This is a genomic window from Salinibacterium sp., assembly GCF_031364185.1.
In the GTDB taxonomy this organism is placed as follows: domain Bacteria; phylum Actinomycetota; class Actinomycetes; order Actinomycetales; family Microbacteriaceae; genus Rhodoglobus.
The window spans coordinates 1-16935 of the sequence record NZ_JANLVV010000362.1 but is presented as its reverse complement, the minus strand read 5'-3'; the positions used below and the strand labels follow the sequence as shown (position 1 = coordinate 16935).

General features: G+C 66.0%; 3 protein-coding genes. All 3 read left to right on the top strand.

Annotated elements, in window-relative coordinates; translation table 11 throughout:
• On the top strand, nt 1-3658 hold a 3658-nt coding region (locus RMN95_RS15875), incomplete at its 5' end, for a DUF5979 domain-containing protein (RefSeq protein WP_309617879.1).
• A 77-nt stretch (nt 3659-3735) separates the two neighbouring features.
• On the top strand, nt 3736-4377 hold the full coding sequence (locus RMN95_RS15870) for a TrmH family RNA methyltransferase (protein ID WP_309617878.1): 642 nt from the start codon (nt 3736-3738) through the stop codon (nt 4375-4377).
• Between the two features lie 113 nt (nt 4378-4490).
• On the top strand, nt 4491-16935 hold a 12445-nt coding region (locus RMN95_RS15865; RefSeq protein ID WP_309617877.1), incomplete at its 3' end, for a hypothetical protein.

The window sequence follows — 16935 nt, the reverse complement described above, 5'->3', positions numbered from 1 at the left end:
CTTCGAGGCAGGATCGAGCGGTGACATTCTGCTGGCCGCTCCGAATGCGGCGCAAACGTCGTGGGCGCTCGAATCTGCTGGCGCAGCCGGAGGTCGCACTGCGGCGGGAACTCCTGCGGGACGCACGACGAACCTCGAAGGTCCGGGTGGAGGTGAGTTCTACGCAGACGCCCTCAACCGCGGAACCGGAACCGCCCATCGCGAGGTCACCCTCGGAGCCCTCACGACCATGCGTGGCACGAGCGAGGTCATCGCGACCGCCTTTGACCCACTGAACGGCATCCGCCTGGCGGGCCTGTCCTGGCTGTCGACCGAGACCGGAGCGGGCCTGAGCGGCTACGAGCACAACACTGACGGTGGTGACGGAATGTCGATCCAGGGCACCTTCCGCAAGGGTGGCGGCCTCGGCGGCATCCAGACCCTCGCCGAAGTGGCACCGCTCGAGATCGGAAACCGGGTCTGGTTCGATGCCGATCAAGACGGTCAGCAAGACGCCGACGAGCCCGCACTGTCGGGTGTCACCGTGCAGCTCTACCAGGGCGCCACGCTGTTGGGCGAGCGCGTGACCGGGGCCGACGGCAGCTACTACTTTTCCTCTGATGCGCGCTCGCCGTTCTACGCGGCCGGCCTCAAGCCAAACGGTGGCGACTACTCCGTCACCTTCGTCAAGCCCACCGGTAACGTCGCTTTCTCGGCACCGGATGCCATTACCTTCGGCGCCGTGTCGTGGAGCTCCCTCGCCCTGACTAGACAGAACCTCGGCGGCGATCTCACGGACTCCGACCCGGATGCCGCAGGTAAGGTCGCGTATACCGCGGGCGCCGCGGGAGTGAGCGATCACTCCATCGACGCGGGGTACGTGGCAAACGCATCGTTTACCGTCACCAAGAAGCTCGCAGTTGGTAGTGGGCCAACGAAACCGGGCCAAACCTTCTCGATTCTTGCCGAGGCCGTCGACTTCCGAGGCAGCCCCTACATTGTTCCCGAATCGCCAGTCACGCTTGCCGCCGGAACCACTTCCGGGGCGGTCTCCGTGCCCGTCGGGACGAAAGTGACGATCAGCGAGACTAACGGTGGCCAATACCGCAGCGCGATCGTGTCGCCCGCCGGAGCGACCCTCGTCACCAACGGCACCGCGGTGAACTTCACCGTCACCAATGACCTTTTTGATTCCGGGCAATTCCAGGTGACGAAGGATGTCACGGGGCCAGGTGCAGCACTGGTCTCCGATTCGCAGAGCTTCACTGTGCAGTACACCTACCCAGGTCTTGCGACCCCGAAGACTCTGACCGTAATCAAGGGCGCAACCTCTGCGCTCTCCGACCTGATCCCCTACGGCACCGAAGTCACCCTGACGGAGGTTGCTCCGACGGGCGGACCCTCCGGTGTGGGATGGACCACCCCAAGCTGGTCAGAGCTTTCTGGTGCCGGAGCCGTGACCAGTCAGCTCGATGGATCGGCCAAAATCACGATCGGCGACGCCGGCAAACTTGTGGTGGGGCTCAACAACCCGACGACGGTGACGCCACAGGTGACGATCCTCCGCGGCGACCAGGTGGGCGCGACCTACCATGCCGCCGACTCCATCAACACGGCAGAGGTCTATGAAGCCGGTTCCACCAGGAACATCGTCATTACGGTCAGCAACTCGGGCTCTGAGCCGCTGAAGAATGTGGTGGTGGGTGACAACTACACCTCCGGCCCTCGGGTCAGCAGCATCCTCTGGACCTTCCCTGACGGCTCTACGGTCACGGCGGCGGCGGGTACCGCCGTGACCTGGCCCAAGTCCTTCGACGGCAGCAGCACGTGGGCGCCGGGCGCGGTCATCACCGGCACCGCGACACTGACTATCGGCCTCAGCGACCAGCCGCATATTGCGACGGCGACAGTGAAGGCGGTCGGCGCCTCATCGAACACCGCGGTTGACGATAAGAACGCCTACAACGCCTTCACGGGCGGCATCCAGGTCATCAAGTACGACGGAAACCAGCCCGATCCCGCCATTAGGGACGGTGCGGGAAATTTCATCGTTCCGACCAAGGCGGCAGTGCCCGCCCGCCAGAACGCCGACACTCCCGTCGACGCGGCGCTGTATCCCATCAACATCCCTCAGACTGTGCGCCTGGTCGTCACCAACACCGGGACCACGACGTTGAGCGATATCAGCCTCGCCGACGTGACGAGCGCAGGCCCCGCGGTGAATTCTGGGTGGGTGGCAGACCTGAGCGCCCTCGGAGGCTCCGCAAGCTTCAGCTTCGCTGACGGAGCTCATTGGCTTGGCGAGTTTCGCCCCGGCGAGTCGTTCTACGCAACGACGACACTGACCCTCGGCGCTCTGCAGACGCACACCGGAGAGGTGACGGTGGTCGGCACCATTGTGGTTCCCGAACTGGACGTCGACGGAGTTCCGACGGGTTACGGTGCCATCGACGGGTCCTTTTTGGTGGTGGCGCTCGTCGACGGTAAGCCGGCGACCGTGACCGACGCAGACCCGTTCAACGCCAGGACGGGCGTAGGGCCTCGGATCGGCATCCAGCTCGGCGATGGAGCCGGTGGCACGATCATCCACGATGCCGACACCATGGCCGCTGGTGAGGTGTACCAGCCGGGTGAGACCCGCACGGTCGTCTTCACCGTGGTCAACACCGGCACTGAGGCGCTTCGGGACATCGTGATCGATGATGAGGTGCTCTCGGGAGCCGAGCTGACGGGCCCCCTGGTCTGGACGTTCCCCGATGGCACCACCGCGACGGCTGCGCGTGTCGGCGGCAAGCTGGTCGTGCAATGGCCCAACAGCTTCAACGGCACCAGCACCTGGGCGCCCGGAGCCGTCATCACCGGCACCGCGAAACTCACGATTAACGCAGCGGATGCGCCTCACGTGAACGTGACCACCGTCTCAGCGCGGGGAGCGACGTCTCTCGTCCCAGTCACCGCTAGCGACCCGTACAACGCGTTCACCGGCGCGATCCAGGTCATCGAGTATGACGGCGAACGTCCTGACCCTGCCGTGAAGGACTCGGCTGGGAACTGGATCATTCCGAGCAAACCGAGCGTGCAATCCGGCCAGGACGCGGATAACGCGGCGACGGCAGTCGTGTACACGCCAGGAGAGGCGAAGAAGGTGCGCTGGGTCATCAGCAACACCGGAACGACGGCGATGACCCAGATCACCCTGGACAATTTGGTGACGGCGGGCACGCCCGTCGGCGACGACTGGACGGCCGACCTGTCACCCCTCGGCGGCCCGGCGTCATACAGCTTCGCGAGAAGCGGGCCGTGGAGCGGCATTCTGCTGCCAGGTCAGTCGTTCTTCGCGCAGGGAACGCTGACACTTCCCGCGGGCGGAACCCACTCGAATACCGTCACCGTTACGGGTGCGGTTATCGTCCCCGAGGTTGACCGAGCGGGCGTTCCGACTGGGCGCCCGAGCATCGATGCTGAGGGCAACATCCAGCTCGCAACACTCGCAGATGGCAGTCGCTTCATCGTCTCGGCACGTGATCCGTTCACCGCCGTCGTCGCGGGGGCAAGCTTGGCCTACACGGGCATGGCATTGCTGATGCCCGGGCTGATCGCGCTGCAGTTGCTGATCGCCGGCGGAGTTCTCGTTTTCTTCGCCAGACGCAGCCGCGCGGGGGGCAGAAGAAGCGCCTGAACGCCGCGCGCGGCACGGCCTGGCGCGGCGGAGCCCACCGGGACGCAGGTCGCTAGCCACGCCGGTAGCCTCGACTCGTGAACGACGACACCCCTAACCCCAGCGCCGAGCTCAGCACCAACGGCGTCGGACCGTGGCGGGGGAAACTCCCGACCGACGGGCGGTACGACCCCGAACTGCTGGAGTTGGGCGATTCGCGCAACGTGATCGACCGTTACCGCTACTGGAGCATGGCGGCCATCGTGGCCGATCTGGATGAGCACCGGCATCCATTCCATGTCGCCATCGAGAACTGGCAGCATGACATGAATATCGGCTCCATCGTGCGCAGCGCCAATGCTTTCGGTGCCGACACCGTGCACATCATCGGTCGGCGGCGTTGGAACAAGCGCGGCGCGATGGTGACCGATCGCTATCAGCATGTGATGCATCATCCGGATGTCGCGGCGTTCGTTGCCTGGGCGCAGGAGCAGGGCATCCCGATCATCGCCATCGACAACGTGCCGGGCAGCGTCATCATCGAAACCTTCGACATGCCACGTCGGTGCGTTCTGCTCTTCGGCCAGGAAGGCCCTGGACTTAGTGCCGAGGCGGTGAGCGCGGCGGATGCCGTGGTGGAGATCAGCCAATACGGGTCGACCCGCAGCATCAATGCCTCAGCTGCGGCCGCCGTGGCAATGCACTCGTGGGTGCTGAAACACATTTTTCCGCTTCCCTAGGTAACAAGGCATGGCTGGTGGATGTTTGGGAGATCCAGACTTACCATTAGGAGGAGGCATGGGTTGAACCGTCGGTTGCTTCAGCTTTGGGCGTCGGTTGCAGTTGAGCTTTCTTGGGGGACGTCGTGCGGGGCGATAACGTTATCGCAAAACCACGTCGGTGGTCCCTTCGTCGTGCCATCGCACTGCCCCTGTCCGCCATCCTTGCCGCTGTCACCCTGTCGGTCGTCCCGGCGCAGTCCGCGGATGCCGCAGTGGTCCAGTGGGGCACAAACTCCGGTTCGGCACCGAACTTCCAGACCAACGTCAACGGCGACTTCATCATGGTCGGTAACGGGGTGCTGGCTTGCGCGGGTGCCATCGCGAACACGGTGAATGGCGGAGTCGGCACGTGCGCCGATCTGCACAGCACCACCATCTCGACCAACGGCAACAACGTCAATGACTACTTCTCGATGGTCAACACCAACACGGCTGCCGGATTCACCACCAACTCAAGCAGCGCGACAATGACAATCCCTGCGGGTGCAACGGTCGTGAAAGCGTTCCTGAGCTGGAGTGCGAATACCGGTGTGTATAACGGGGCGACGCAACCCCAGTGCGCCGCAACCAGCACGGCGGCGGCAAGACTGGCCACCCTCCCGACAGGCACGTATACCAACCGACCCGTGCAGCTCAAAATTGGCGCGGGGGCCGTCGGCTCGATCGCGCCGGCGAGCGTGCTGGTAGATCCGACCACCCAGCCGACCTCGCAGTACTACTCGGCGAGCGCCGACGTGACGTCGGCATTCACGGGTGCGACCACGGGCAGCCCCATTACGGTGTCTGCCGGTGACATCTGGGCTCCTCAAGGAGCAGGATGCTTCGCGGGATGGTCACTCGCAGTCGTCTACGACTACGGCACCTTCATCCTGGGCAACACCGATTCCAAACCCCACAACGTGATCTACTACGAGGGGCACGTGCGTCAGGGCGCTGCTGATGCGGCGCTGACCGTCGCCTTCACCGGCTTTACCGCCGTGGAAACAGGAACGCGCGTGGGTCTTACGCTGTTCGAAGGTGACCGTAACATTGTCGGCGACACGGCATCGTACTCACGCGGGGGCGCCACGGCCTACACGCAAATCCCCAACGCGAATGGCGCCAGCGGCAACATCGGTGTCGGCCAGGCCGCTGGTTCTGTGCGCTACACGCAGACCGGAACCGGGTTCACCAACCAGAGCGTAGATGTGACATCGGCACCGCTGCCCAACATCGTCTCCGGTGACACGACCGTAAATCTACAGTTGGGCACGAGCGGCGACTCCTACCTGCTCCGCAACGCAATACTGTCTGTGCCGATCCCAGGGTTGCAGGTGACGAAGACTTCAGCGGCCGGGCCGGATACCCAGTCAAGACTGTCGACCGAGGTCGCCCAGTTCTCCATCACCATCACCAACACCGGGGCTGGCACGCTGAGGAACATAGTGGTGTCGGACGACCAGACCGACTGCGCCCGCACCCTCACGGGGATTGTGCTCGACCCCCTCCAGTCGTTCACGTACACCTGCGTAGCAAACTCGGCATCGGCAGCAAGTTACGTGTCGACCGCGACGGCGACGGGGTACACCGTGACGGGGAACTACCTTGCCCAGGATAAGGACTCAACGGCGGTACTGCTCACGGCGATCGCGCTCACGAAGTCGAGCGCCCTGAGTGCCGGAGCTACCGGCAGGGCCGGCGACATCGTCAACTACACCTTCACGGCGACGAACACCGGAGGATCGACGCTGACGGGAGTGGCGATCACCGATCCACTGATCGGCCTGTCGGCGTTGACCTACGGTGCCTGGCCGAGCGGCACCTCGGGAACCCTGACCGCGGGCCAGGCGATCACCGCAACTGCAACCTACGTTCTTAAGCAGTCGGATGTCGATTTGGGCAGCGTCACAAATACGGCGGCGACCACCGGTTCTGACGATGATGCTGGACCGAAGCCCACGGCCACCGCGAATCGGGTCCAGACGATCACCGCAGCTCCCCTAATCGCGGTTACCAAATCGGGAACTCTTGCGTCTGGCGCGACGGGGAAGGTGGGCGATCGCATCAACTACGTTTTCTCGTTCACCAACACGGGCAACGTGACGCTGACCAACCTGGTCCTGAACGACCCCTTGACCGGGCTGTCTCCACCGGTCGTCACCTGGCCCGGCACCTCCGGCACCCTGGCTCCCGGCCAGGTAGCGAACGCTACGGCGTTCTACATCATCAAACAGAGTGACGTCGACGCCGGTTCGGTGAAGAACACGGCAACCGTCACGGGTCGCACTCCGGCAGGTCAGACGGCGACCGGCTCGTCACCCCAGTCGAGCATCAACACGGTCGCCACGGCAGCCACCCTCAGCACATCCAAGTCCGGTGCGTATTCGACCGGAACCGGCGGGGTCGGCAGCGTAGTCACCTATACGTTCCGTGCCACGAATACCGGAAACGTCACACTCACCGGTGTCTCGATCGCAGACCCTCTCGTCGGGCTTTCCGCTCTGAGTTACACGTGGCCGGGCACCGCCGGTACTCTCGCACCGGGCCAGTTCGTCACGGCGACGGCGACGTTCACGCTGAAGCAGTCCGATGTTGATGCGGGCTCGGTGAAGAACACGGCGACGACGACCGCGACGACACCGGCCGGGGCGACGCTCAGCGTTCCCAGCGCACAGTCGACTGTGGTGACGGATGCCTCGGCCCCTGCTGTGGCCCTGACGAAGTCGGGCGCGCTCGCCGCAGGCTCCACGGGCAGGGCCGGAGACGTCGTCAACTATTCCTTCCGCCTGACAAATTCGGGAAATGTCACCGTTACCGGCGTCACCATCACCGACCCGCTCCCCGGACTGTCCGCCCTCACCTTCACGTGGCCCGGAACCCCCGGCACTCTGGCTCCGGGCCAGTTCGTGGCCGCAACGGCGACGTACGTACTGAAGCAGTCGGACGTTGATGCCGGTTCGGTCGCCAACACCGCGAGCTCGAGCGCGAAGCCTCCCACGGGCGCCAATCTGACCCAGTCGCGCTCGGCCACGGTGCCCGTCGTTGCTGCCGGTGTGCTGACGGTGCTGAAGTCGGGGTCTGCGCCCAGCGGCAGCGGCGGCGTCGGCAGCACGATCACCTACTCCTTTTCGGCCACCAATAACGGCAACGTCACCCTGACCCAGGTGGCGATCTCCGATCCACTGTCGGGGCTGTCTGCCCTCAGCTACAGTTGGCCCGGTGTGGCCGGCACGCTGGCTCCGGGACAGACCGTCAACGCCACGGCCACCTACACGATCAAGCAGTCCGATGTGGATGCGGGGCTGGTCACCAATACGGCGACGGGCACCGGGCGCACTCCGGCCGGTGCCACGGTCACGGGAACCTCGCCCACCTCTCGCGTGAATACTCAGGTTGCGAGCCCCTCGACCACCACCGTGAAGTCGGCAGCGGTGTCAGGCACGCGCTCGCTCGGGGACGTCATCTCCTACACTTTCCGCACCACCAACTCGGGCAACGTGACCCTGACAAACGTGACGATCACCGATCCGCTCGCCGGATTATCTGCACTCTCCTCTTCGTGGCCCGGGGCGGTGGGCACCCTTGCTCCTGGCCAGTTCGTCACGGCGACGGCGAGCTACACGATCAAGCAGTCCGACGTGAACAATGGATCCGTCGTCAACACCGCCGGCTCGTCGGCAAACTACGGCGCCACTGCGGTGTCGAGCACCTCGAACACCCTCACCACGACGCTGATCGCTGCGGCGCCCGACCTCGCCGTGACCAAGTCGGGAGCGCTGGCAAGCGGCGCGACCGGCCGCGCGGGCGAGACGATCAACTGGACGATCACCCTGAGGAACCCCGGCAACGTCACCCTCACGAGCGTTTCCGCCTCCGACAGCCTTCCCGGTATTTCCGCGCTCACCTACGGCACCTGGCCGAGCGGCACGGTGGGAACCCTGCAGCCGGGCCAGTCGGTCGTGGCGACCGCCACCTACATCCTGAAGCAGACCGATGTGGACGCCGGCGCCGTCAGCAATACGGCCTCCGGCACGGGCACGCCGAGCACGCCCGGCGGCACGGCACTCACCCGCACCAGTCCCGCAACCGTGAGCCTCGCATCGGCGCCGGGTCTCACGCTCACCAAATCCGGGGCCTACAGCACGGGCAGTGGTGCCGTTGGCAGCGTCATCACGTACACCTTCACCGCCGCCAACGCAGGAAACGTCTCGCTGACCGCTGTCAGCATCAGCGATCCACTGCCGAATCTCTCGGCGCTGACCTACACGTGGCCGGGTACTGTGGGCCGCCTGGCCCCCGGGCAGACCGTCACCGCCACCGCGACCTACCAGGTGCGGCAGGCCGACATCGACTCTGGCTCGGTACGCAACACGGCCACCGCGAAGGGCACACCACCGACCGGTGCCGAGATCTCAGCGTCATCCGGCCAGGTGACGACACCCACCCAGGCTGCCGCGCCAGCCATCACGACCGCGAAACGCGTCACGGCAGGCTCGGGTAGCGCGGTCGGCGGGGTCGTCAGTTACGAATTCACGGCCACGAACACCGGTAACGTCACGCTCGCTGGTGTGAGCATCGCAGATCCCAAGCCCGGCTTGTCATCGCTGACGTACACCTGGCCCGGCACCGCTGGCATCCTCGCCCCGGGGCAGTCCGTCACCGCGACCGCGACGTACACGGTCACTCAGGCCGACCAGAATGCAGGCTCCATCACCAACACGTCCAGCGCCAGCGGCACCGGCGGCGGGCGCACCGTGACGGCGAGCTCGGGTGCCGTGACCACGCCAACCGCGGCGTCCCGGCCGGCCATCCAGGTCATCAAATCTGCCAACCCGACCTCGGCGGCCCAGGCCGGCGCTGCCATTGCCTACACGTTCGTGCTCACCAATACCGGCAACGTGACGCTGACGACAGTGGGCGTGGCAGATCCGCTTCCCGGGCTCTCCGGCATCACCTTCAGCAACTGGGGCAGCGGAACCCCAGGCACCCTCCAGCCCGGCCAATCGGCGACGGCCAGCGCCACATACTTGGTGAAGCAGTCGGATGTGGATGCCGGCTCGGTCGCGAACACGGCGACCGCGACGGGCACGCCGTCGACGGGAGCCCCCGTCTCTGGTACGGGCAATGCGACGGTCACCCTCCCGGCGACCCCCACCATCTCGGTGGCGAAAACCGGTTCTGTCACGACCGGCGATGGCGGGGTGGGAAGCGTCATCACGTGGGGCTTCACCATTCGCAATACCGGGAACGTGACCCTCACCACTGTCGCGCTGACTGACTCACTCGCCGGCCTGGGCGCACCGGCACTGACCTGGGATGGCGGCACGCCGGGAACCCTGCGGCCGGGCCAGGCCGCCACCGGTACAGCGGCGTACACGATCAGGCAGGCAGATGTCGACGCGGGCTCCGTGAAGAACACGGCCTCGGTCACTGGACTGTCTCCGGCAGGCGTCACCGCGTCGGCGAATTCCGGCGAGATCACCGTGCCGACGAAGCCTGGCGCGCCGGCACTCACCCTCACCAAGTCGGCGACCCCGGCCACGGGGCTTCGACTCGGGAACGTGATCACGTACAGATTCACTCTGAGCAACTCCGGCAACCAGACGATCACGGGCGCGAGCGTGACAGATCCGAAGCCGGGCCTCTCGGCGATCTCGTTCACCTGGCCGGGCGCTGTGGGCGTTGTTGCGCCGGGCCAGTCCGCGACAGGTACCGCAACATATCTCGTGACTCAGGCTGATGTGGATGCGGGTTCGACGTCGAATTCCGCGACGGCAGCGGGCACGGCGCCGGGCACTGTCGCCGTGACGACCGCCACTCCGACCGTCACCGCAACCACCGTCGCTGCGACACCGGCGTTGTCGCTGAGCAAGAACGGCTCCCTCGCCAACGGCTCAACCGGTCGAGCAGGGGACACCGCCAACTACACCTTCACCGTGCGCAACACCGGCAACGTGACGATCTCGGCCGTATCGGTCACCGACCCGCTCCCGGGTCTGTCTGCCGTCATCTTCCCCGTGGGCTTCCCTGGATCACTCGCCCCCGGTCAGTCCGTGATCGCCACCGCGAGCTACACGCTGACACAGGCGGATGTCGATTCGGGTTCGGTCAGCAACACCGCGAGTGCGAATGGCACGCCGGCGAGAGGGACCCTCACGGCGGTCACCGATGCTAACACCATCCCGATCACCTCCGGCCCCGCCCTCACGTTGGGAAAGACCGGGGCGTACACGACAGGATCGGGCGCGGTCGGCAGCGTCATCACCTACACCTTCACCGCACGCAACGCCGGCAATGTGTCCCTGACGGGTGTGACGATCACCGACCCGAAGCTCGGATCGGCATCGCCCATCGCGGTCGGTTCGCTTGCGCCCAACCAATCCAGGGTCATCACCGCCCAATACACGCTCGTGCAGGCTGACATCAACTCGGGTGCCGTCACCAACACGGCGAGCGCAACCGGAACAACGCAGACAGGTGCAACCCCGACCGCAACCTCACCGACGGTGCGGATTCCTACTGTCGCAGCCGCTCCCGCCCTCGAGACTCTCAAGACCGGGGCGTACACCACCGGCAGCGGCGCCGTCGGCAGCGTCATCACCTACGCATTGAGCACTCGCAACGCGGGTAATGTGACGCTGACCGCTGTCACGATCACCGATTCGCTGCCGGGAATCTCCGCTGTCAGCTACGGCAGCTGGCCGGGAGGCGTCGATGGAGTCCTGCAGCCGGGCGAAACGGTCACGGGCTCGGCCACGTACACACTGACGCAGGCCGACGTAAACCGGGGAACCGTCACCAACGTCGCCACGGGTACCGGCACTCCACCCACGGGCCCCGCGGTCACTGACGATTCGGCCACCGTCACCACGAACACCGCGGCGGCCGCCCCGAGGCTCACCGTGTCGAAGTCCGGTGTGCTGGCCGCCGACGCATCCACCATCAACTGGACGATCAGCGTTCTCAACGACGGCAACCTGACCATCAGCGGCATCACGCTCGATGACCCGCTGTTCGGGGGCTCGCTCACGCTCAGCAGCACCACGCTGGCACCCGGCCAGACCGCCACGGCCACGGCGACGTACCCGGTGATCCAGGTCGATGTGGATGCGGGCGCCGTCTCCAATACGGCCACCGCGAAGGGCTCGCCCGCCAGGGGCGCCGAGGTCACCGGCACGGGCTCGAGCACGGTGCTGATTCCGCCGACCCCTGCGGTTTCCGTCACCAAGTCCGGCGTGTACACCACGGGCAGCGGCGCTATCGGCAGCGTCATCACCTACGCCTACACCGCGGTGAACGACGGGAATGTCACGCTTTCCGGTGTCGCGATCTCCGACCCACACCCGGGACTGAGCGCGCTGTCGTACACGTGGCGAGGCTCGACGGGCACCCTCGCTCCCGGGCAATCGGTAACGGCGTCGGCGACATACACGGTGGTGCAGGCCGACCTCGACGCCGGTCGGGTGCTCGACACCGCCACGGTAACCGGCCTGCCGCCCACCGGCCTCGCCGTGACTGGCACATCGAACACGGTTACGGTGCCGACCGCGGCCGCTGCCCCGAGCATCCTGACAGAGAAGATTGCCCTGCCGGGCACTCGCACTGTGGGCGACCTCGTCACCTACGAATTCACTCTCACCAATACCGGAAACGTGACCCTCACCAGTGTGAGCGCCTCAGATCCGAAGCCCGGGCTCTCAACGCTGCGCTACGGCACCTGGCCCTCGACGACAGGCACCCTGCAGCCCGGTGAACAGGTCATCGCGACCGCGACCTACCGGCTGACGCAAGCCGACGTCGACTTCGGGACTGTGCGCAACACCGCGACCGGCACCGGCACGCCACCGACGGGGCCTGCGGTAACCTCAGCCGCGACCGCAGAGACGCCAACAGCTCCCGCGACACCCGGTCTGGTGGTCACCAAGGCGGGCACCCTCGCGCCCAGTGCCACCTACACCGCCGGCAACTCACTCGTGTTCTCGTTCACTGTGCGCAACACGGGAAACGTCACGCTGACCGCAGTGGCGCTCAATGACCAACTGGTCGGGTTGTCGACCATTACTTACTCCTTCCCCGCCGCAGCGGGCACCCTCGCGCCCGGTCAGACCGCCACGGCCACCGCGACCTACCCGCTGACCCAGGCCGATCTCGATCGCGGATCCCTCGACAACTCGGCGACCGCCAGTGCGGTCACCCCCGGCGCCCAGCCCTACACGTCGCCCGCCGGCGTGGTCACGGTAACCCTGCCGCCGACAGCGAGACTCGATGTCGTCAAGCAAGGCACACTGACAATCCCCGATCGTGCCGAGCCCGGCGACACCATCGACTTCCTGGTGACGGTGCGTAACTCGGGCAACGTGACCATCAGCAGTATCGCGCTCAGCGACAGCATCCCCGGGCTTGTGCTCGCGCCGTCCGCGGTGGGCTCACTTGCTCCCGGGGCCTCGGCGACCGCCACAGCCAGATACACGATCACCGCGCAGGACGTGCTCAATAAGCTCGTCGTGAACACCGCGACGGCGACCGGAACGTCAGCGGCGGGTGCCACGGTAACGGATGCGTCGCCCGAGGTGCGGATCGCGACAGGTGCCGCTCGTGCACAGCTCTCCCTCGCGAAGTCTGCCGCCTACACGACGGGCACCGGTGGTGTCGGGAGTGTCATCACGTACACCTTCACCGTCACCAATACCGGCAACCAGCCGATCACCAACGTCGGCATCAAAGATCCACCACTATCGGCGTCGGCGATCGCCGTTGTTGCTTCGCTTGCCCCTGGGGCGATCGCCACCGTCACCAGGGACTATGCAGTGACCCAGGCCGATGTTGATGCGGGCCGCGTGGACAACAGCGCCGCGGCCGTAGGCACCGGGCCATCCCCCGAATTCCTGAGCATCAGCAGCACGGCCTCCGCCGTCACCACCACCACGGCGGCACCCAGGCCCGCGATCACGGTCACCGACAGCGGAGTGCTCGCGGCCACCGGCCCCGGAAACACCCCGAAGGCCGGCGACATCGTGACGTGGACCTACGTGCTCACCAACGGGGGCAACGTCACGCTGTCGTCGGTGACGCTGGCCGATGCGCTCCCCGTCCAGAACCTGTCATACCCCGCCGGCCCGCTGAGTCCAGGGCAATCGATCACGGGAACCTCGACGTACGCGATTACCCAGGCCGATATCGATGCGGGTTCCGTCGTGAGCCTGGTGACAGGCACCGGAATACCGCCGGGATCGGTAACCCCGATCACGGCCACCGCTCCCGCGACAGTCACCCTGAGAGAGCAGGGCGGTCTCACCCTCACGAAGTCGGCGAGTACGACCACCGATCTCGCATCGGGTGATGTAGTCACCTTCACCTTCGTGATCAGCAACACCGGCAACGTCACCATTGATGGCATCACGGTGCAGGACGTGCTTCCCGGACTCAGCACCCCGGTGTTCCCCACGCTCACGAACCGCACGCTCGCTCCCGGCGCCTCGGCCACGGGCACGGCGACGTACACCTTCACCCAGGCCGACGTAGATAATGGCGGGCTCATCAACACGGCGACGGTATCGGGGACCACCCCGGCCGGTGTCACCCAGTCGGCCAGCGGATCCGTCTCGCTCACATCGCTCGCGGCAAGCCCAGCGCTGACCGTTCAGAAGCGGGCGGACAAGCTCCAGGATCTCATCGTGGGCGAGATCATCAGCTACACGGTCGACATCAAGAACACCGGCACCGTGACCATAACGGAGGTGGCGCTCACAGACTCACTCGCCGGGCTCAGCACACCGAGCATCCGCTATCCGGGCGCCACCGGGGTACTCGCGCCCGGCGCTGTCGCGACCGCCACGGCCAATTACCGCGTCACCCAGGCCGACGTCGACTCCGGATCGGTGACGAATATCGCCAGCGCCACCGGGTTGGACCCCGCGGGCGCCACGACCACCGCGCCCAGCTCGACGGTGGTCTCGACGACCGAGGCGGCATCCCCGAATCTGCGCCTGATCAAGAGCGCTGCGCTCGCCGCCGGAAGCACGGGGGTCGCAGGAAACACCGTCGACTACCTCTTCACGATCACCAATACCGGCAACGTGACGATCAACGACATCACGCTGGCCGACCCGCTGCTCGGCGGACCGGTGGTCATCGCCTGGCCGACCACACCGGGTCAACTCGCACCCGGAGCCGATGTCGCAGTGCGGGCCGCCTATACGGTGACCCAGGCCGACGTCGATGCTGGCTCGGTTGTCAACACCGCTACGGCAACGGGCACGCCTGCGCGCGGCACGTTGCCATCCCCTGGTGACGCCGGATATGAGAGCCGCGCGAGCGCGACTGTGCCCATCACGCCGGGCGCGGGGCTCTCCATCCTCAAGGAGGGCAGGCTCGCGCCCGGGGCAACCGGTGCTGTGGGAGACGTCATCCTGTACACGCTGTCTGCCACCAACACCGGCAACGTCACCCTCACGCAGGGCACGCTCATCGACGTGAAGCCCGGCGTCTACGACGTCGTATACCCCTGGGCACCCGGTGACACCGAGCGCAGACTGAACCCCGGCCAGACGCTTGTTGGCACGGCGAAGTACAACATCACCCAGGCCGATCTCGACCGCGGCACCATTTCCAATACGGCCAGGGCCACGGCCCGGACCCCGCAGGGAGTTCTCGTCCCCGCGACCTCCAATACGGTCATCCTGAACACCGTCCAACCGACGTCGACCCTCACCGTAACCAAGACCGGCACGCCTGAGGGTCTGCCGCTGGGCGGCATAATCAGATACACCTTCACTGTCACCAACAGCGGAAATGCGACGGTTAACAACGTCACCCTCAGCGACCCGTTGGTCGGACTGTCGAACATCACCTTCGGCGCGTGGCCTGACGCCACGGCGCCGAACAGGCTGGCACCGTCCCAGTCCGTCCAGGCCACGGCGGACTACGTCGTGAACCAAAATGACGTGAACCGCGGCTCGGTGCTGAATACCGCCACCGCTACCGCCGTGCCCGTCAGAGGCACCCCCAGCGTGACCGGAGTCTCCCTCGAGAGCGTGGTGCCCACGGTTGCTTCCCGCCCAGACGTGATCACGACCAACTCCGGGGCGCTCGCACCCGGAGCCACAGGGCGGGTCGGCGACGTCGTCAACTGGAGCTACTCGTTTACCAACAGCGGCAACGTCACCCTCACCGCGGTGACGCTGGCCGACGCACTGCCGGGCGTGACGATCGGTGGCTACCAGTGGGATAACGCCGAGGGCATCCTGCAGCCGGGTGAGAAAGTCACCGCCACGGGAACCTATGTGCTGACCCGGGCTGACGTCGATGCGGGAGCTGTCTCGAGCATCGTCACCGGCACCAGCACATCCCCAGCGGGGGGCACGGTCGCGGCCTCAGCACCCGCGACGGTCTCCATCGAGCCCGCCGCATCGCTGATCATGACCAAGACCGACAACCTGGCTCCGGGTGAGCTCATCTCGGTCGGTACGGTCATCACGTACGGCTTCTCTTTCACCAACACCGGCAATGTGACGATCTCGCGCATCGTCGGACGGGATGACCTTCCGGGACTTCGGGGTGTTGTCTTCACGTGGCCCGGCGCGGTGCGCGTGCTCGAGTCCGGCCAGACCGCGACCGCGGTCGGGTTCTATACCGTCACTCAGGCCGATATCGACCGTGGGAGCGTCACCAACACCGCCTCGGTGTCTGGTGTGACGCCGAAGAACGATCCGGTCAGGTCGAACGACTCGACCGTGACGAGCACGGCGGTCGCCAGCGCTCCTTCGCTCACCATCACCAAGACGGATTCGCTGGGGGGCACCGGCAACGTGGGTGACTCCATCGAATACTCGATCCGGGTCGGGAACAGCGGCAATGTCACCGTGACCGGGGTGTCTATCACCGATGCCCTCCCGCGCCTCACGGCACTGCGGTATGTGTGGCCTGGTGCTGTGGGGGAGCTCGCCCCCGGTGCAGCCGTGACGGCCACCGCACGGTACACGATCGTGCAGGCCGATGTGGATGCCGGCAGCGTCACCAACACGGCCGCAGCCTCCGGCACCACGGTGCGTGGCACCGCTGTCGATTCCGGACAGGCTCGAACGGTCACCCCCACCATCGCCCGTAACGAGTCGTTCAGCGTCACCAAGAGCGGTGTGCTCACAGCGGGCGCGACCGGAAACGTGGGGGAGCTCGCCGAGTTCACCCTGTCGATTACGAATACTGGCAACGTGACGCTCGGCAACGTCCGGTTCAGCGACACTCTCGTCGGCCTCTCGGCGCTCGACTACACCTGGCCCGGAACGCCGGGTGTGCTCCTCCCCTCGCAGACCGTGGCAGCCACAGCGACCTACCCGCTCACCCAGGCCGATATCGACGCCGGCGTTATCTCTAATACGGCGACGGGATTTGTGACGCCGTCAGGTGCTGCCGAAACGAGCGAAGACGCGCTCGCGACGGTGGTGATTCCGCGGTCGCCGTCGCTGTCTGCGGTGAAGACGGGTACCCTTCGTGCCGGTGGTATCGGCCAGGTTGGTGACATCATCGATTATGCGGTGA